Annotated in this window: 15 protein-coding genes and 2 pseudogenes; 7 read left to right on the top strand and 10 right to left on the bottom strand. The window is 71.0% G+C overall.

What is annotated here, in order from left to right; translation table 11 throughout:
* Nucleotides 1–16: 16 nt before the first annotated feature.
* The 7 genes from ACQYVW_RS00335 to efp all read right to left on the bottom strand — a co-directional run bounded on the left by ACQYVW_RS00335 (nt 17) and on the right by efp (nt 7184).
* Nucleotides 17–1696, bottom strand: coding sequence for a sensor domain-containing diguanylate cyclase (locus ACQYVW_RS00335; protein ID WP_434945659.1), 1680 nt, complete (start codon nt 1694–1696; stop codon nt 17–19).
* A 51-nt stretch (nt 1697–1747) separates the two neighbouring features.
* The gene (folE2, locus tag ACQYVW_RS00330; protein ID WP_434945658.1) at nt 1748–2665 is read right to left on the bottom strand and encodes a GTP cyclohydrolase FolE2; all 918 of its coding nucleotides are present in this window, start codon (nt 2663–2665) and stop codon (nt 1748–1750) included.
* A gap of 74 nt (nt 2666–2739) precedes the next feature.
* Nucleotides 2740–3390 carry a squalene/phytoene synthase family protein gene (locus ACQYVW_RS00325; RefSeq protein ID WP_434945657.1) on the bottom strand — a complete coding sequence of 217 codons (651 nt, stop codon included), beginning with the start codon at nt 3388–3390 and terminating at the stop codon, nt 2740–2742.
* A 56-nt stretch (nt 3391–3446) separates the two neighbouring features.
* On the bottom strand, nt 3447–4136 hold the full coding sequence (gene gph, locus ACQYVW_RS00320; RefSeq protein WP_434936760.1) for a phosphoglycolate phosphatase: 690 nt from the start codon (nt 4134–4136) through the stop codon (nt 3447–3449).
* A gap of 8 nt (nt 4137–4144) precedes the next feature.
* Nucleotides 4145–4858 carry a bifunctional 2-polyprenyl-6-hydroxyphenol methylase/3-demethylubiquinol 3-O-methyltransferase UbiG gene (ubiG, locus tag ACQYVW_RS00315; protein ID WP_434936758.1) on the bottom strand — a complete coding sequence of 238 codons (714 nt, stop codon included), beginning with the start codon at nt 4856–4858 and terminating at the stop codon, nt 4145–4147.
* Nucleotides 4859–4927: 69 nt separating this feature from the next.
* On the bottom strand, nt 4928–6271 hold the full coding sequence (locus ACQYVW_RS00310) for a TRZ/ATZ family hydrolase (protein WP_434945656.1): 1344 nt from the start codon (nt 6269–6271) through the stop codon (nt 4928–4930).
* A 346-nt stretch (nt 6272–6617) separates the two neighbouring features.
* Complete coding sequence (gene efp / locus ACQYVW_RS00305) at nt 6618–7184, bottom strand: elongation factor P (RefSeq protein WP_434934841.1); 567 nt, start codon at nt 7182–7184, stop codon at nt 6618–6620.
* 84 nt (nt 7185–7268) lie between these two features.
* On the opposite strand from efp, the pseudogene epmB reads away from it, so the two are divergent.
* Together epmB and ACQYVW_RS00295 are read left to right on the top strand one after the other, a co-directional pair.
* Nucleotides 7269–8267 (top strand): annotated as a pseudogene (gene epmB / locus ACQYVW_RS00300) (EF-P beta-lysylation protein EpmB); the annotation flags it as partial.
* A gap of 65 nt (nt 8268–8332) precedes the next feature.
* Nucleotides 8333–10423, top strand: coding sequence for a GGDEF/EAL domain-containing response regulator (locus ACQYVW_RS00295; RefSeq protein WP_434945655.1), 2091 nt, complete (start codon nt 8333–8335; stop codon nt 10421–10423).
* A 79-nt stretch (nt 10424–10502) separates the two neighbouring features.
* Here ACQYVW_RS00295 and htpX read toward each other — a convergent pair whose 3' ends face one another.
* Nucleotides 10503–11402, bottom strand: coding sequence for a protease HtpX (gene htpX / locus ACQYVW_RS00290; protein ID WP_434945654.1), 900 nt, complete (start codon nt 11400–11402; stop codon nt 10503–10505).
* Nucleotides 11403–11513: 111 nt separating this feature from the next.
* On the opposite strand from htpX, the gene gluQRS reads away from it, so the two are divergent.
* The 4 genes and pseudogenes from gluQRS (at nt 11514) to phbB (ending at nt 14665) form a co-directional block, all read left to right on the top strand.
* On the top strand, nt 11514–12419 hold the full coding sequence (gluQRS, locus tag ACQYVW_RS00285) for a tRNA glutamyl-Q(34) synthetase GluQRS (RefSeq protein ID WP_434945653.1): 906 nt from the start codon (nt 11514–11516) through the stop codon (nt 12417–12419).
* 44 nt (nt 12420–12463) lie between these two features.
* Complete coding sequence (locus tag ACQYVW_RS00280; protein ID WP_434945652.1) at nt 12464–13204, top strand: beta-ketoacyl-ACP reductase; 741 nt, start codon at nt 12464–12466, stop codon at nt 13202–13204.
* Between the two features lie 181 nt (nt 13205–13385).
* Nucleotides 13386–13844, top strand: a pseudogene (phaR, locus tag ACQYVW_RS00275) (polyhydroxyalkanoate synthesis repressor PhaR); the annotation flags it as partial.
* Between the two features lie 80 nt (nt 13845–13924).
* Nucleotides 13925–14665 carry an acetoacetyl-CoA reductase gene (gene phbB, locus ACQYVW_RS00270; protein ID WP_434945651.1) on the top strand — a complete coding sequence of 247 codons (741 nt, stop codon included), beginning with the start codon at nt 13925–13927 and terminating at the stop codon, nt 14663–14665.
* Nucleotides 14666–14729: 64 nt separating this feature from the next.
* On the opposite strand, the gene ACQYVW_RS00265 is transcribed toward phbB, so the two are convergent.
* Both ACQYVW_RS00265 and ACQYVW_RS00260 read right to left on the bottom strand, forming a co-directional pair.
* Nucleotides 14730–15644, bottom strand: a complete 915-nt coding sequence (locus tag ACQYVW_RS00265) for a M48 family metallopeptidase (RefSeq protein ID WP_434945650.1) — start codon at nt 15642–15644, stop codon at nt 14730–14732.
* A gap of 31 nt (nt 15645–15675) precedes the next feature.
* On the bottom strand, nt 15676–17538 hold the full coding sequence (locus ACQYVW_RS00260) for a formylglycine-generating enzyme family protein (protein ID WP_434945649.1): 1863 nt from the start codon (nt 17536–17538) through the stop codon (nt 15676–15678).
* 116 nt (nt 17539–17654) lie between these two features.
* Here ACQYVW_RS00260 and rnd point away from each other — a divergent pair, with 116 nt between their 5' ends.
* On the top strand, nt 17655–18782 hold the full coding sequence (rnd, locus tag ACQYVW_RS00255) for a ribonuclease D (protein ID WP_434945648.1): 1128 nt from the start codon (nt 17655–17657) through the stop codon (nt 18780–18782).
* Nucleotides 18783–18791 lie beyond the last annotated feature (9 nt).

Below are 18791 nucleotides of genomic sequence, written 5' to 3'. Positions count from 1 at the left end.
CTCGCGTTTCCTTCTGTCAGGTGGTCCAGAGTCCGTCCGGAGGGTTCGCGCCGGTCGCACGGTCGCGTCCGGCCGACTTGCTGGCGTACAGCGCGGTGTCGGCCCGTTCGAACAGGCTGGCCATGGATTCTCCAGCCGTCAGTTCGGCCACCCCGATGCTCAGCGTGACGCGGATGCTGGTCTCGGGCATCGACAGCGGCCGGCAGTTGACCGAGACCCGCATGCGCTCGGCGATCCGCAGCGCCGAGTGCGCATCCTGCCCGGGCAGCACCACCAGGAATTCATCGCCGCCGTAGCGGCCGAGACCGTCCTGGCGACGCAGCTGGTTGCGCAGGCGCCAGGACACGATCCGCAGGCACTGGTCGCCGACGCTGTGGCCATGGCGGTCGTTGATGCCCTTGAAGCGGTCCACGTCGACGAAGGCGATCGACAGCGGCTCGGCGCGCGCCCGGGCGCGCTCGACGGCCTGGAACAGGCGCTCTTCGATACCGTGCCGGTTGAGGGTCTTGGTGACCGGGTCGATGGTCGCCTGCAGACTGGCGTGGTCGCGGTCGCGCCGCAACTGCAGCAGCTTGTCCGACAGTCCAAGCGCCAGGAGCAGGCTGGCGAGCACGAAACTGCCGGCCAGCCCCTGCCCCAGCCAGGTCGGACCGACCCACAGCCCCACCATCTGCGCCGCCGACAGCACGCAGAACAGCATCAGCGCGCTCCAGGACACCAGCACCACGCGCGCCACGCGTTCGCCGCGGAGCGACAGCCAGGCGCTGGCCACCAGCAGCACCGCCGCCGAGTAGAGCAGCGCGAAATTGCCCGTGATGTGCGTCAGCTTCGTGGCCCCGAACAAAGACAGCGCGGCCGTGATCGCCGCGATGCCGGTGCCAACGTGCAGCAACCGGCCGAACCGGGGCGCCTTGCGCCGCAGGCCCAGATAGCTGCCCTGGAACAGGTTGCTGAAGACCACGCCGAGGCAGGCGATGACGCGGTTGGCCTCGGCGCCACGACCGAAAAGCGCGTCCAGGCCGGGGACCCAGCGGAAGTCTCCACTCACGGCGGACAGGTAGCCGATGGCGCAGACCAGCATGGCGCTGAAGTAGCCATAGCTGCGCTCGCCGGTCCCGCCCCAGAACGCCAGGCCCAGGATCGCCAGCACCGCCAGGCTGGTGATGACAAAGCTGCGCCAGGCCACGAACACCAGATCCTCGCGATGGACCTGGTCGAGCGGTTCGACCGAGAGCGGCGACACGATGCTGGAAAGATGCTCCACGCGCAGCCACACCGCCTGCCCTGCCAGAATGCCGTCGGGCAGCGCGATCACCAGCGCGCGGTGCGAATAGCGGTCATCTACATGCGCGCCGTAGAGCGAGTGACGCGTCGGCGCGCGGGCGCCCGGCGGCCACGCCTCCACCCGGTACAGGAAGGGCGAGCGCATCACCAGCTGGGGTGCCGGGCCGGCAGAGACCGGTCCGCTGGCCTCGATCCGCCACCACTGCGCCTTGCGTTCGAACTGGCGGATGTAAGGCCGATCCTGGGGCGCGGCCAGACGGGCGTCGTGCAGGCCGGCCAGGACCTCGGCGGCCGGCGGATCGTCGCGCAGTTCGCGGACGATCAGCTCCGTTGCGCCCGCCAGCGACGGGCACAGCAGCAGCAGGCACAGCAGCCAGCTGCACCAGCCCCGATGATGCCGAGGATCCCCCATAGCGCGATGCTAGCCCAACGCCGCGACGTTGGGCATCGATTTTTCGCCGGATCAGCCCGCCGAACTGACGCGCGCCACCGCGTCGTGGGCATGCAGGCTTTCGAAGTGCGAGACGGTCGCCTCGAAGCGTTCGATCCGGGCGTCCGCCTGCAATGCGGCCGCCACCCGGCGCGCTGCGTCCTCGCAGAACATGAGGTTGGCCGCATTGAGCGCAGCGAAGGCCTGCTCGTCCTCGCGCTTGACCGCGGTCTGGACCGGGGTGCCCAGCGCAGCCTCGATCGCGTCGACCAGCTCGGCCAGCGGCAGACCGTCGAAGGCCGGACGCAGGGTGACGCGGATATCGGCGCGGCTGCGCTGCGCGTGCGGGGTGCCCGCCAACCCGCGCGGAGACGCCAGCCAGTCGTGCACGGCCGTGCCCGACAGCGGCGCCGCGCCCGCGAAATCCTCGGCGAAGCGCTCCGCGTTCAACTGCCGCGACAGCGCCGCGGACGCCGGGCAGGTGCTCGAGTACTCGACCGAGAACCCGAGTTCGAGCGTCAGGTGGCCGCCGCCCAGTTCCGCCGCCAGCTCGACCGGATAGGTCTTCCAGCCGCTGTAGCCGCTGGCCAGCGCGGGCCGGCGCAACAGGTGCCCGTAACGGATCAGCAGCCGCGCGCGGGACGACAGGCCCTGCTGCGAATCGATGCAGTCCTGCAACACCCGCCGCAGCATGGCGTGCCCCGGCTGCTCGCTGGCGAGCGCATCCTGCAGGCGCAGGTACAGCCGCGACATGTGGATGCCGCGCGCGTCGGGGTTGCGCAGATCGACGGCGACGTCCACCGAGGCCGGCACCATGATCGGCGTCCCGCCCTCGCCCGCGATGCACACCGGCAGCGCGATGCGGTCCATGCCGACCCAGTCGAGCGCGCGCGCCGCACGGGCGGCGTCGCCGGCGACATCGGGCAGGGAGCGGGCAGGAATCAGGGTCACGGCAACGTCCAACAGCGGGAAAGGCGACAGTTTACCGGCGCCGCGCCGCCCACCCGCGCAACGCTGCGTTGTGGCTAGCCGCGGCGGGCCGCACGCCAGCCGGACAGCAGCAGGCCGAACGTCGCGGGACGCGCCTGAGACTGTCCTGCCGCCTGGCGCCGCAGATGCGCCCGCAACGCCACCTGGTGCAGGCACCGGGGCCTGGTCAGCCCGGCCGCCGGTCCGGGGGCCGGACCACGACCGGTCGCGCCGCCCTGCGTCAGCGCACGCAGGGCATCGAGATCGTCGTCCACCGCGGCCAGTGCCGCGGCGGCCTGGCCGGAGCCGCCGAACAGGGCCGCCTCGCAGGCCAGCACGGCCGCGGCGAACGCCTTTAGCGCGCCGGCGTCCGCGTCCGCAGCCGAGCGGGTCTGCGGCAGCGACGCCAGCGCGCGGCCCAGGGTGTCCCAGGGCGCCGCCAGGCGCTGCAGCGCCTGGCCGAGCGGATGCCTGCGCGCGCCCCGCTGCCAGCCGAGCAGCTCTTCCTGCCACCAGGCGAGCTTGGCCAGGCCGGGGGTGGGGTCGGTCCCTGCCCAGGCGGCATCGCCCAGCTCGTCGAGCAACGCGTACCAGGCGGCGACGGTGCCGCGCTGGGGCGCGGGCACGAACACCGAGAGCAGCTCCCATTCGGGCCAGCGGGCGCGCCACTTGCCGAGAAAACTGTCGAGCGAGTCCGGATCGTTCATCGAGTCATTGTAGGAGGGCGCCGCGCCGGCACGCCGCCGGAGCGGCCTGCCGCAGGCTAAGGCTGGGCGGGCCAGGCCGCCGGATCGAGCAGATCCACCGGCGCCCGCACCATCGCATCGCCCTGCCAGGTCGCCGGATCGTCGTCGTCGAGCCGGTACCCCCATAGCGCCACCACCGAGGCCATGCCGGCGGCGCGCGCGGCGTCGATATCGCGGCGATCGTCGCCAACGTAGGCGCAGGCCGACGGCGCAACGCCGATCGCCTGAGCCGCGTGCAGCAGCGGCAGCGGGTGCGGCTTGCGCTCGGCCAGCGAGTCGCCCCCCACCAGCACGCCGCTGCGGCGGTCCCAGCCCAGCATCGGCAGCAGGTCCCGCGCCAGCCCCTCGGGCTTGTTGGTGACGATCCCCCAGCGCACCCCGTCGCCCTCGAGCGCCGACAGCATCGCCTCGATGCCGTCGAACGGACGGCCATGGCGGCCCAGCTCCTCGCGATAGACCGCCAGGAACTCCGGCACCAGCTCGGGCACGCGATCGGCCGGCACATCCGGGAACGCGGCCGCGGCCATCGCCCGCGCGCCGCGCGAGACATGCGGCCGGAGCGCCTCGAGCACCATCGGCGCCCTGCCCCGCGCCTGCCGCATGCGGTTGACGGTGGCGAGCATGTCGGGCGCGCTGTCGAGCAGGGTGCCGTCCAGGTCGAACAGGACGCCGCGCGGAAAACGACGCGGCTGGCAGGCAGCGGACATCCCGCGCCCTACGGCTTCAGCGCGCAGGCGAGGTAGTTGACATCCGTGCGCGAGATCACCCGCGCCGAGTTCCGCCAGGGTTCGTACATCAGGCCGCTGACATCCTCGAGCTCCAACCCGGCGGCACGCAGCCAGGACGCGAGTTCGGACGGGCGGATGAATTCGCTGTAGCGGTGGGTACCAGTGGGCAGCAGGCGCGCGACGTACTCGGCGCCCACGATCGCCAGCGCGAAGGCGGCGGGCGTGCGGTTGATGGTGGACACGAACAGGCGGCCGCCCGGGCGCAGCAGGGCCGCGCAGGCGGCGAGGATGGCGGCCGGATCGGGCACGTGCTCGAGCATTTCCATGCAGGTGACCGTGTCGAAGCTCCCCGGCTCGGCGCTGGCCAGCTGTTCCACGGGCTGGACCCGGTAATCGACCTCCACGCCGGACTCGAGCGCGTGCAGACGCGCCACCTTCACCAGCTCGGGCGCCAGGTCCAGCGCGGTGACCTTCGCGCCCGCCTTCGCCATCGCCTCGCTGAGCAGGCCGCCGCCGCAACCCACGTCCAGCACCCGCGCACCGGCCAGCGGCGCACGCGCGGCCACATAGCCCAGGCGCGCGGGGTTGAGCGCATGCAGCGGCTTCTGCGGGCCGTCCGGATCCCACCAGCGGTTGGCGAGCGCGGCGAACCGGTCCAGTTCGGCCTGGTGGAAGTTGGAAGCGGCGGAAGCGGAATTCATGGCATCGATCTCTAGGTTGCGTCGTGCCGGCAGGGCCGGCGCTGCGATTGGAGTGGGCGCGGGGCGAATTCAGCCGACCCGGATGCCGGCGATCCGCTCCCGCCACTGCCGGGCATTGGCGACGATGGCATCGGCGTCCATGTCCACCAGCGCGCGGCCACGCAGCTTCGCGCGGCCAGCGATCCAGACATCGTCCACCTGGTGGCGGCCGGTGGCGTAGACCAGCTGCGACACCACGTGGTGCAGCGGCTGGGTTTCCAGCGCCGAGAGGTCCACGCAGGCCAGATCGGCCTGCTTGCCCGGCTCGATCGACCCCACCAGATGGTCGAAGCCGATCGCCTTCGCGCCGCCCAGGGTGGCCGCGCGCAGCGCGGTGAAGGCGTCGAGTGCGGCCGCGTCGCCCGCGACCGCCTTGGCGAGGATCGCGGCGGTGCGGGTCTCGCCGAACATGTCCAGGTCGTTGTTGCTGGCCACGCCGTCGGTGCCGATCGCCAGGGTCACGCCCGCACGCTCCAGCGCGCAGGCCGGGCAGAAGCCCGAGGCGAGCTTGAGGTTGGATTCGGGGCAGTGCACGACGCCCACGCCGCGCTCCGCGCAGAGGTGGATCTCGGCCTCGGTCAGCTGGGTCATGTGCACCGCGATCAGGCGATCGTTGATCAGGCCCAGCCGATCCAGGCGCGCGATCGGGCGCTGGCCGTACTCCTTCAGCGACTGCTCCACCTCCTGCGCGGTTTCGTGCAGGTGCAGGTGCACGGGCACATCGAGCTGGTCGGCCAGCATGCGCACCCGCTCGAAATTGGCGTCGTTGACGGTGTACGGCGCGTGCGGCGCGAATGCAGTCGCCACCAGTGGATCGTCGCGCCACTGGTCATGGACGGCGCCGGCCTTGTCGAAGTACTCGTCGTCGCTGGCCGCCCAGGCGGTGGAGAAATCGATCACCGGCAGGCCGACGCGTGCGCGGAAGCCGTGCTTGCGGTAGGTCGCAGCCTGCACGTCGGGGAAGAAATAGTTCTCGTTGACGCAGGTGACGCCGCCGCGCAGCAGCTCGGCGATCGCCAGGGTCACGCCGTCCTCGACGAAGGCCGGGCTCATCACCGCGCCCTCGATCGGCCAGATGTGCTGCTGCAGCCAGACCTTCAGAGGCAGGTCGTCGGCGATCCCGCGCAGCAGGGTCATCGGGTTGTGGGTATGCGCGTTGACCAGGCCGGGAATCAGCGCACCATCAGGGCGCGACACCGTCTCGCGCGCGGTGAAGCGGGAGCGGGCCTCTGCGATCGGCAGCACCGCGACGATGACGCCATCGCATATCGCCACCGCATGGTCTTCGAGCACCACCCCGTGCGGTTCGACGGGGACCACGTATCCGGCTTCGATCAGCAGGTCGCAGCTCTGGGGAACGGACAGATCGGTCATGCCCGACATTCTGACAGGTCGCATCCGACAGCGCGTTGACAGTGCAACGGAGCAGACGCGTCAGAGCTGTGGCTCACGCATCGCCGGGCTGCGGCCCGGACGCACGCCGCGCCGCCCGTCAGGGCCCTGCCGCCTGCGGAGCTCGACACCGGCGCCGCCGCGCTCCGGCAACGGAATCCGGATGGATTGCGAACCCATGCGCGAGGATCCTGGCGCGCGCGGCGGCCGCGGGAGGCAATGGCGACCGGCGCGGGCAAGGCGACGCCCTTCGCCTCCGGCGGCGACGGCCGCCCGTTCGCGGCCCGGCAACCGCCATGGCCGCGCGCGGAGGCGCGCGGCCATGGCATCACTTGACGCGGCTGACGTACTCGCCCGAGCGGGTGTCGACCTTGATCACTTCCTCCTGCCCGACGAACAGCGGCACGCGCACCACCGCGCCGGTTTCCAGGGTGGCCGGCTTGCCGCCGCCGCCCGAGGTGTCGCCGCGCACGCCCGGGTCGGTCTCGGTGATCTTGAGTTCGACGAAGTTCGGCGGCGTCACCATGATCGGGCTGCCGTTCCACAGGGTGACCACGCAGGTCTCCTCGCCCTTGAGCCACTTCTCCGCGCCGCCCATGCCGGCCTGGTCGGCCTGCACCTGCTCGAAGCTCTCCGGGTTCATGAAGTGCCAGTACTCGCCGTCGCTGTAGAGGTACTGCATGTCGGTATCGACCACGTCGGCCGCCTCGACCGAATCGGTCGACTTCATGGTGATTTCCTGCACGCGACCGGTCTTGATCAGGCGGTAGCGGACGCGGGTGAAGGCCTGGCCCTTGCCGGGCTTGACGTAGTCGGTCTCGGTGATGATCGCCGGTTCGTTGTGGACCAGGATCTTCTGGCCGTTCTTCACGTCGTTCATGCCCAAAGTGGCCATGGAGTCTCCTGCTTGGCCGCGCACGGGCGGCTAGAATGATGGATCGGACACCCGGCAGCGCCGGGCAAGGAATAGCGACCCCTCATGATAACTGCTGCCCCCACCCGGCTGCAGCCGCAGGGCTGGCAGCAGGCCTGGCGCGAGGCCATCCGCGACCCGCGCGAGCTGCTGGCGGTCCTTGGCCTGGAGGGCCGGGTGGCCGTCTCGGAAGCCGCGGCCGCCCAGTTCGCGCTGCGCGTGCCGCGCGCGTTCGCCGCGCGCATGCGGCCTGGCGATCCGAAGGATCCGCTGCTGCGCCAGGTGCTGCCGCTGGATGAGGAGCTGCGTCCCGTGCCCGGCTTCGGGCTGGATGCGGTGGGCGATGCCGCCGCCGGTGCCGGCCAGGGCGTGATCCGGAAGTACACGGGCCGCGCCCTGCTGGTGGCCACCGGCAGCTGCGCGGTGAACTGCCGCTACTGCTTCCGCCGCCACTTCCCCTACGCCGAGCAGAGCGCAGCGGCGGGCAGTTGGCGCAGCGCGGTCGAGACGATCGCGGCCGACGATTCGCTGCACGAGGTGATCCTCTCGGGTGGCGATCCGCTGTCGCTGGCCACCCCCAAGCTGGCCGACCTGACCGCTGCGGTGGCCGGCATCGCGCACGTGCGCCGCCTGCGCATCCACACGCGGCTGCCGGTGGTGCTGCCTGAACGGGTGGACGAGGCACTCGAGACCTGGCTGGCCGCCCTGCCCTGGCCGGTGGCGGTGGTGGTGCACGCCAACCACGCGCAGGAGTTCGATGCCGGGGTCGACGCCGCGTTGGGCCGGCTGCGCGCGGCCGGCGCCGTGCTGCTCAACCAGGCGGTCCTGCTGCGCGGAGTGAACGACAGCCTCGACGCGCAGGCCGCGCTGCATGAACGCAGCTTCGCCGCGGGTGTATTGCCCTACTACCTGCACCAGCTCGACCGGGTCGCGGGCGCCGCCCATTTCGAGGTTCCGGACGAGGTCGCGCTCGCCCTGCATGCGGCCATGCGCGACCGTCTGCCGGGCTATCTGCTGCCGCGGCTTGTGCGCGAAGTGGCGGGCGATGCCGCCAAGCGGCCGCTGTGGCCGACGACGATGGACGCAGGCGGGCGCCCATGGCATAACGCGAGCCACGGGGGAGAGAACGCATGTCGATGAAGCCTGACAACGCCTTGCGCCTGCTGATCGTGGACGATCGGGTCGAGGACGCCGAGGCGCTGGTCAGCAGCCTGCGCAACGCAGGGATCGCGGTCCGCCCGGTACGGGCTGCCAGCACCGAAGAACTCGCGGCCGCCCTGACCGGGCCTGCCGACCTGGTGCTGGCCGCACTCTCCTCGCAGTCGCTGCCCTTCGCCGAAGCGGTCCAGCTGGTCACCGGCTGCGGCAAGGACCTGCCGGTCATCGCCATCGCCGACGAGCTGGACGAGGCCCGCTACGACGCCGCGCTGGGCACCGGCGCGCGCACGGTCGTGGTCCGGCACCGCCCGCAGCAGGTGTTGTCGCAGGTACGCAATGAATGGGCCGATCTCGATGCCCGTCGCGCGCAGCGCCGGCTCGAGGCACGCGTGCGCGAAACCGAACGTCGCTGCGACGCGCTGATCGAGTCCTCGCGCGACCCCATCGCCTACATCCACGAAGGCATGCACATCCGCGCCAATGCCGCCTACCTGGAGATGTTCGGCTACGAGGATTTCGAGGACATCGAAGGCATGTCACTGCTGGACATGATCGCGCCCCAGCACGTGGAAGGCTTCAAGCAGCTGCTCAAGTCGATGGCCAAGGGCGAGGCGCCGCCGCCGCGCTACGAGCTGGAAGCGCGCGACCTGGAAGGCAACGCCTTTCCCGCCTCGATGGATTTCACCCAGGCCCAGTACGAAGGCGAGGCCTGCCTGCAGGTGGTGTTCCGCCGCCAGGAGTTCGACCCGGAACTGGCCCAGGAACTCGAGGAACTGCGCCAGCGCGACCAGGTGACCGGCCTGCTCAACCGGCCGACCTTCCTGCGCTCACTGGAGGATGCGGTCGACGACGCAGGCCAGAACAACGGCCAGCACGGCCTGTTGATGATCGAGCCCGACCATTACCACCGCCTGCTGCAGGAAATCGGCCTGGAGTCGGCCGACGCACTGCTGGCCTCGATCGGGCAGCGGCTGCAGGCCCTGCTGCAGCAGGGCGACCTCGGCGGCCGGGCGATCGCCGCGCGCTTCTCCGAGCACACCCTGGCCGTGCTGCTGCGCGGCAGCGACTATGCCGGCACCTGCGCGCTCGCCGACCGGATCCTGGCGGCGTTCTCGGCCGACGTGTTCCAGATCGGCGCGCGCTCCAGCGTGATCACGCCCAGCATCGGCGGCGTGCAGATCGGCGAGAAGATCGCCAGCGTCTCGCAGGTGCTGGCCAAGGCCACCCAGGGCGTGGAATCGTCCAGCGGCGTGGGCGGCAACCGCTACGAGATCTTCGACCCGGCGGCGGTGGACCGCGCCGAGGAAGAGCATGTACGCGCCTGGGTGGCGCGCCTGCGCGAGGCCCTGGACAACCAGCGCTTCGTGCTCCACTACCAGCCCATCATCAACCTGCAGGGCGACACCGGCGCCACCTACGAGGCGCTGATGCGCCTGGATCCGGGCGACGGCCAGCTCATCGCCCCCACCAACTTCCTGCAGATCGCCGAGGAACACGCCCTGCTCGGCGAGATCGACCGCGCGGTGCTGGGCCAGGCGATTGCCGCGATCGGCCAGCGCATCGCCGCGAACCGGCCCACCACCCTGCTGGTCAAGGTCAGCCAGGCGGCCCTCGACGATCCGGAGCTGGCGGAATTCATCGGCCAGCAGCTGCAGGCCCACGGCGTGCCGGGCGAGTACCTGGTGCTGCAGCTGCCCGAGGCCAAGGTGTTCACCCACCTCAAGGCGACCCAGGCCTTCGCCGACGCGATCGGGCGCTTCGACTGCCGGCTGTCGCTGGAGCAGTTCGGGATGGGCCTGGATTCGTTCCAACTGCTGGCCCACCTCAAGCCGAACCTGCTCAAGATCGACCGCAGCTTCATCGAGGACCTGCCGCGCAGCGCCGACAGCCAGACCCGGGTGCGCGAGATCGCCAACCGCGCGCGCGAACTGGGCATCCGCACCATCGCCGAGCACGTGCAGGACGCAGCCAGCATGTCGATCCTGTTCTCGTCGGGAGTCGACTACGTGCAGGGCTACTTCCTGGCCACGCCCGGCCCGACGATGAACTACGACTTCGAGTAGCCGCGGGCGCGGGTCCGGACGAAGAAAAGGCGCCGGTCTCCCGGCGCCTTTCTTCCGATCGCCAACGGTAGCCGGCGCGTCAGACCGCGATGCCCTCGCGCAGCGTCTCCGGCGGCGCGTTGCGCAGGGCGGCGATACGCTCCTCCAGCGGCGGATGGCTGAGCAGCAGGCGACGCAGGCCGAACCCCATGGCGCCACTGATGCCGAAGGCGGCGATCTGCTTGGGCAGGGTGTTGGCACCCTGGTTCTGCGCCAGCCGCTGCAGCGCGGCGATCATCTTCTCGCGGCCGGCCAAGGCAGCACCACCGGCGTCGGCGCGGAACTCGCGATGGCGCGAGAACCACATCGCGATCATGCTGGCGAACAGGCCGAACACCATGTCCAGCACGAACACCACCGCGAAATAGCCCAGCCCGCCACCGCCGTTGTCGCGGCCGCCGCTGAGGTAGCCGTCCACCACCCGGCCGACCACGCGCGCCAGCACGATCACGAAGGTATTGAGCACGCCCTGCAGCAGGGCCATGGTCACCATGTCGCCATTGGCCACGTGGGCCACCTCGTGGGCGAGCACGGCCTCGGCCTCGTCCTTGTCCATCGAGCGCAGCAGGCCGGTCGACACCGCGACCAGGGCGTTGTTGCGGTTGGCGCCGGTGGCGAAGGCATTGATCTCGGGGGCGTCGTAGATCGCGACCTCGGGCATGCCGATGCCGGCGGCCTGGGCCTGCCGCGCGACGGTGTCCACCAGCCAGCGCTCGACCTCGTTGCGCGGCTGCTCGATCACGTGCGCGCCACTGAAGCGCTTGGCGGTCCACTTCGACATGAACAGCGAGATCAGCGAGCCGCCGAAGCCGAACAGTGCGGCCATGATCAGCAGGCCGCCGAAGGTGGACGGGTTCACGCCGAGGATCGACATGACGATGCTGACCAGGGCCAGCACCGCGAGGTTGGTAAGCAGGAACAGGGTGATGCGCTTGAACATGGAGTGTCTTCCGGAGGCCGGCGTCATCGGGCGCCGGTCGTGGGGATCGATTATGGTTCACCACCCTGAATTTCAAGTCATCGACTCGCACGGCCCCGCGCCTGTTCAGCCATGTCCGACCGCATCGCCTACCGGGGCCGGTTCGCGCCCTCGCCCACCGGCCCGCTGCACCTGGGCTCGCTGGTCGCCGCCCTGGGCAGCTGGCTGATGGCGCGCCGCGCGGGCGGACAGTGGCTGGTGCGGATCGAGGACCTCGATCCACCGCGCGAAGTGGCCGGCGCGGCCGATGCGCAGCTGCGCACGCTCGCTGGCTTCGGCCTGCGCAGCGACGGGGCGGTCCGGCAGCGCGATCGCGAGCCGGCCTACCGGGCGGCGCTGGAGCGGCTCCTGGCCAGCGGTGACGCTTTCGCCTGCCACTGCAGCCGCGCGGCGCTGGCGGATAGCGGCGGCATCCACCGCGCCTGCATCCCGGGCGCACGCCGCGACCACCCGGCGATCCGCCTGCGCGTGCCGGCGGGCACCGTGATCGGTTTCCACGACGCGGTCCATGGACGCATCGAGCAGGACCTGGCCGCCAGCGTCGGCGATGTCGTACTGCGCCGCGCCGATGGCCTCTGGGCCTACCAGCTGGCCGTCGTGGTCGACGATGCCGACCAGGGCATCGCCGAGGTGGTGCGGGGCGCCGACCTGCTCGATTCCACCCCGCGCCAGATCCTGCTGCAGCAACGCCTGGGGCTGCCCACCCCGCGCTACCTGCACCTGCCCCTGGTGCTGGACGACAGCGGACAGAAACTGTCCAAGTCCCTCGCGGCACTGGCCGTCGACGCCACCGCGCCGATGGGGCCGCTGCACGTGGCCTGGCGCATCCTCGGCCAGGCGCCGCTGGCGAACGACGCTGCAACGCCCGGCGAGTTCCTGGCCCTGGCCGCGGCCGCGTTCGACCCCGGGCGCATTCCCCGCGGGCCGGTCCCGCTTCGCGCCGCGATGCACAACACCACTGTCGTCTGCCGCGACTAGACTGGAGCCGGTGCCGCAACGGCGGCGGAAGAGGACGAGACGACATGACCACGCGCGTGGCTCTGGTGACCGGCGGGACGGGGGGAATTGGCACGGCGATCTGCAAGAAGCTTGCGGACCAGGGCCACAAGGTGGCGACCAATTACCGCAGCGAGGAGAAGGCCCGCGCCTGGCAATCGCAGATGCAGGCCGAGGGTTACGACTTCACCCTGGTCAAGGGCGACGTCACGTCCCCGGAGGACGCGGCGGAGATGGTCCGCCAGGTGGAGGAGAAGCTGGGCCCGATCGAGATCCTGGTCAACAACGCCGGCATCACCCGCGACGGCACCTTCCACAAGATGAAGGCCGAGCAGTGGACCGATGTGATCAACACCAACCTCAATTCGGTGTTCAACGTCACCCGCCCGGTGATCGACGGCATGCGCGAGCGCAAGTGGGGCCGCATCATCCAGATCAGTTCGATCAACGGCCTCAAGGGCCAGTACGGCCAGGCCAACTACGCCGCGGCCAAGGCCGGCATGCACGGCTTCACCATTTCGCTGGCGCGCGAGAACGCCAAGCTCGGGATCACCGTCAACACGGTTTCGCCCGGCTATGTGGCCACCGACATGGTGATGGCGGTGCCGGAGGAAGTGCGCGCCAAGATCGCGGCCGACATCCCCACCGGCCGGCTGGGCAAGCCCGAAGAGATCGCCTACGCGGTGTCGTTCCTGGTCGACGAGCAGGCCGCCTGGATCACCGGCTCCAACCTGGACATCAACGGCGGCCACCACATGGGCTGGTGACCGCCGGCCGCCCCACCCCCGCGAAAGGCCGGCCCGTGCCGGCCTTTCCTTCGATCCCATCCCCGCGTCCCGTCCCGCCCGGCGGTCCGCCTGCGCGGCCGGCAGGGGCCCGCGGCCTCGGCTTGCAAGCCGTGCTGCGCTGCGCCATGCTGCGAGGCATCATCCTTCGAGCAGTTGCTCCATGGCCTCGACCCGGATCATCAAGAAATATCCCAACCGTCGTCTCTACGACACCGAGATCTCGAGCTACATCACGATCGAGGATGTGCGCCAGCTGATCGTCGACGGCGAGGAGTTCGAGGTCCGCGACGCCAAGTCCGGCGAGGACCTCACCCGGTCGGTGCTGCTGCAGATCATCGCCGAGCACGAGTCCGACGGCGAGCCGGTGCTGTCCACCCAGTTGCTGAGCCAGATCATCCGGTTCTACGGCGATTCGATGCAGGGGTTCATGGGCAGCTACCTCGAACGCTCGATGCAGGTCTTCCTCGACCAGCAGCAGCAGTTCCGCCAGCAGATGGGCGGCATGCTGGGCCAGACGCCCTGGGCGATGATGAACCAGCTCACCGAGCGCAACATGGAAATGTGGAAGGAATTCCAGAAGAACCTGATCGGCGGCGGCGCCGGCCAGAAGCCTGATCCGGAGCGCCGCGGCCGCTGACCGCGCACTCCCGCGGCGCGCACCGCGCCGCCTCCGCTCCCCGCTCCCCACCCGGATATTCCATGGACAATCGCGTCGCCGTCGTGACCGGCGGCATCGGCGGGCTCGGCTCGGCGATCTGCCTCGAGCTCGCCCGCGCCGGGCGGCGCGTCGTTGCCGCCGACCTGGGCACCGACCCTGCGCGCATCGCACGCTTCGAACAGCAGGTCTCCGGCTTCGACATCCGTTTCGCGGCGCTCGACGTGTCGGATTTCGACGCCTGCGCGGCGTTCGTGGCCGAGGTCGAGCAGGCGCATGGCGCGCTCGACATCCTGGTCAATGCCGCAGGGATCACCCGCGACACCACACTGCGCAAGATGGAGCGGGCGCAGTGGGATGCGGTGCTGTCGGTCAACCTCGACAGCGTCTTCAACCTGTGCCGGCATGTGGTCGAAGGGATGATGTCTCGCGGCTTCGGCCGGATCGTCAACATCAGTTCGGTCAACGGCCAGACCGGCCAGTTCGGCCAGACCAACTATTCCGCCGCCAAGGCCGGCATGCACGGTTTCACGATGGCGCTGGCTCGCGAAGTGGCGCGCAAGGGCGTGACCGTGAATTCGGTCTCGCCGGGCTACTGCGAGACGGCGCTGGTGGCGGCCATTCCCGAAGAGATCCGCCGCGACATCGTCGACCGCGTGCCGGTCGGCCGGCTCGGCCGGCCGGAAGAGATCGCGCGCACGGTGGCCTTCCTCAGCGACGATGCGGCCGGCTACATCACCGGCACCAACATCCCGGTCAACGGCGGCCTGTACATGGGGTTCTGACAGGCTGCGGCGCGCCGCGCCGTTCCCGCGGAAACACCGGCCCGGGCCGGCGGCACGAAGACCGTCAGCGCTGGCCTGCGCCCTGGGCAGCGCTGCAGAAGCGCTGGCGGTACTCCAGCGCCTTGGGCATCAGCGACTGCAGGTTGGCGATGCGGGTGCCCGGATTGGGATGCGTGGACGAGAACTCCGGCGGCGCCTGGCCGCCGCTCGCCTCGCCCATGCGCTCCCACAGCGGAACGGCCTCCTGTGGATCGAAACATGCGGCTGCGGCCAGCATCAGCCCGACCTCGTCCGCCTGGGTCTCGTGCTTGCGCGCGTAAGGCAGCAGGTAGCCGTAGCCCATCGCGGCCATGATCATCTGCTGCTGCTGCGGATCCATGCCGCTCATCGCGCCAGCCATCTGCCCCACCTGGCTGAGCTTCTGCTGGGCCATGCGCTGGGCCCCGTGCCGCAGCAGGGCGTGGGCGATCTCGTGCCCCATGACCACGGCCATCGCGTTCTCGTTCTGCGCCACCGGTACCAGGCCGGTATAGACCGCCATCTTGCCGCCGGGCAGGCAGAAGGCGTTGGCCTGGTCGGACTCGATGACGTTGACCTCCCACTGGAAGCTCTGGGAGAAGGTCGGGGCCGGCTGCCCGTTCTCCGCGGCGAGCGCGGCCTCCACCTCCGGCACCTTGTCCACCAGCCGGCGGGCGATGTCCTGGACCTGGCGGGCGATCTGCGAGTCCGCCGCGACCGGCCGCTCCTGGGCCAGGATCTCCTGGTAGGCCTGCAGTCCCAGCGCCTTCTCATCCTCGATCGACAGGCTGCGGTCGATCAGCACCGATTCGCCGGTGACCGCGTCCACCGACTGGTTGGAAAACCAGTAATAGGCGCCGTAGCCGGCGAACAGCAGCAGGATGATGAAGCGGGGGTTGATGCCGCGCCTGCCCGCGCCCGGCTGCTGCCGGTGGCGCCCACCAAACGGATCGCGTCGCATCGTCTACTCCTCCTCCCCTCGGAACCAGCCCTTAAAGATCGCGCACCACGCGGAAGCCGAGCCGCGCGTTGGTCGTGTCCACCGACGCCGGCGCGCGCCAGGCCGAACGCGTCTGCGCGGGTGAGCTGGCCCAGGAACCGCCGCGGATCACCTGGTCGCGGCAACCGGGGTTGATCCAGGCCGAACCATCTCCCGGCGCCCGCCGGTAGCCATCATGCCAGCAGTCGGCCACCCATTCGCTGACGTTGCCCGACAGGTCGTGAAGGCCCCATGGATTGGCTTCCATGCTGCCGACCGGCGCCGGACCCCAGTAGCCGTCGCCGTAGCCGGCGAAGGCATTGGTCCACGTGCGGCCGGCCGGGGAGCGGTCCAGCGCCCCGGTGGTGTTGGCCGCGCGCGGAGGTGGCTCGCCCTCGCCCCAGGGGAAGCGCGCGCGGTTGCCGGCCCGCAGCGCGTACTCGAATTCCGCCTCGCTGGGCAGGCGGTAGCGCCGCCCGGTCTGCGCGGACAGCCAGTCCACGTAGGCCTGGGCATCGCGCGCGCTCACGTGCACCACCGGCAGGCCGTCGTCGGCCGGACGGCCGAGGTAGTCGGTATGCCAGTCGGCGCCGCTGCTGCGCACGAAGTTGTTGCTGCGCTCGTCGTAGACCATGGAGAAGCCGCGCCGCGAAGCGCGCGTGCGATGGCCGGTGGCCGCGATGAAGCGTCGGTACTGGCCCACGGTGATCTCGCGGATCGACATGCCGAAGCCGCGCGCGAAGCGGATCGGATGGGCGGGCCGCTCATAGTCGCTGGCCTCGCGCTCGCCCTCCGGCGCGCCCATGGTGAACGCCCCATGCGGCACCACCGCCATCTGCGGGCCGCGACCGCCGGTCTGCAGCGCATCGGTGAACACCTGGCCGGGGGCGTACAGGCCGTAGTGCACGGCCAGGTCGATGCGCTCGCGCAGTTCCGCCGCGGCGGGATCGCCCGGACGCGCGATGCGCAGCAGTTCGGCCAGGTGGCGGCGGGCCAGGTCGATGCCGCCGAAACGGGGCAAGGCCTCGATGCCGAGGTCGCGCAGGCGGGCGATGCGCGTGGCGCGCATGCCGGCGACCCGCTCGCGCGCATCGGCCACGGTCTCGAGCCCGTCGTCGGGCCGCACTTCGGTGGCGTGGGCGAGCCAGCGCGCCGCGAGGTCGAAGTCGGCCGCGAGGGCGGCGTCTTCGGCGCGCCGGATCAGCGCGCTTTCCACCGCCGCCAGGCCCTGCCGGGCCCGCGGCTGCCCCGGCACCAGGTCGAGCGCGGCGCGGAATGCGGCCAGGGCGCCTCCTCCGTCCTCGCCCAGTTCGCCGACCGCCAGCGCCCGTTCCCCGGCCTGGTTGAAGGCGGACACGCGCTCGGCCAGGTCGACGCCGGCGAGGAATTCCTGCACGGACCCGTCCTGCGGATCGATCGCGCGCAGGATGGTGGCCAGCTCCAGCGCCTCGCCCAGCGCGGCATCGTCATCGCCCGCGCGCGCCAGCGACGCGGCGCCCGCCTGCAGCAACTGGCGCTGCGCGCGCCGCAGCCCGGCCTCGGCGAAGGCGCTGTGTTCGGGCAACGTCGACAGGGCCAGGTAGATGGGCACCGCGGCATCGGCATCCTCGTACAGCCGCCCTTCGGAGAGCGCTGCACTGGCGCGGGCGCGCAGTTCGTCCGGGTCGGTGCCTGCGAGGTCCACGGCCGGAGCGCGCCAGGTGAGGTCGGCCGCGCCGCTCTCGTCGCCGCTGATGGTGACGTTGCCGCTGGCGACCTCGGCCGCGGCAACCGGGACCTCGGAACTCGCCTCGTCGCGTGCACAGCCGGCGCACAGCGCTGCGCCGAACACGCACGCGATCCAGGCCCAGCGCAATCGGGACTCGCTCGACGACATCCGCGCCAGATTAAGCGATCGGAGCAGGCGGCGCGAAGGCGCCGCCGTCGCGCATTCCCGCCCGGGACACTTCCGCCATTGCCACGTCCGCCCGCGCGCCGTTAGGCTGCCGACCCATGTCGTCTTCGCCTCATTGGGTCACCGACCCCGCCGTCCTCCGCACGCATCTCGCCTCCGCCACCGCGCGCGTGGGCGTCGATACCGAGTTCATCCGCGAACGTACCTACTGGCCGCAGCTGTCGCTGGTGCAGGTGGCGATCGAGGTGCCGGACGCGCCGGAGCCGCGGATCCTGCTGCTGGACATGCTCGCCGAGGGCATGACCCAGGCGCTGGCGCCGCTGCTGTCCGACCGTTCCGTGCTCAAGATCATGCACAGCGCCAGCGAGGACCTGGTGGCGCTGCGGCAGGCCTGCGGCGTGGTGCCCGACCCCCTGTTCGATACCCAGATCGCCGCCTCGCTGGCGGGCATCGGCGCGGGCGTCGGCTACCAGCGGCTGGTGCAGGAGCTGCTGGGCATCGCCGTGGACAAGGGCGAGACCCGGTCGGACTGGATGAAGCGACCGCTCTCGCCGTCGCAGCTGGCCTATGCGGCCGAGGACGTGCGCCACCTGTTCGCCATGCACGATGCCCTCGACGCCAGGCTGCGGTCGCTGGGACGCGCGGACTGGTTCGCCGAGGACTGCGCGCGGATGCTGGACGGCGCGCGCCGCGACGAGGTCGAGCGCTGGCCGCACCTGACCCTGCGCAGCGCCCAGTTCCTCGACACGGACGGACAGCATCGCCTGCTGCGCCTGCTGCGCTGGCGCGAACAGCAGGCCAGGCACAGCGACCGCCCGCGCAACTGGGTGCTGGACAACGAACTGGCTGCCGCGCTCGCCCGCGACGCGCCGCGCGACGCGGCCGCGCTCGAGCGCCTGTTCGCCGCCCATCCCAAGGCGCCGCGCAAGCTGGCCGATGCGGTGCTGGCCGCCCTGTGGACGCCGCTGGAGGACGAGGCCGATGCGCCGGCGCCACGCACCAGCGAGCGCGACCGCAAGGCCCTGCGCCGCCTGCAGGACGCGGTGGCCGTGCGCAGCACCGAGCTGGGCCTGCCCGACGGCGTCCTCGCCTCGCGTCGCTGGCTGGAAACGCTGCTCGACGGCGAGGACTGGCCGGGCATGCTCTCGGGCTGGCGCCGCGCCGAACTCGAACCGGCCCTTTCGCCGCTGCTGGCCGTTGGCAGCGAGGCGGCGGCGCCGCTATAATGCGCCGCT

The sequence above is a fragment of the Luteimonas campi genome, assembly GCF_051162505.1.
GTDB lineage: Bacteria > Pseudomonadota > Gammaproteobacteria > Xanthomonadales > Xanthomonadaceae > Luteimonas.
This window is presented reverse-complemented; position numbering and strand designations above follow the sequence as displayed.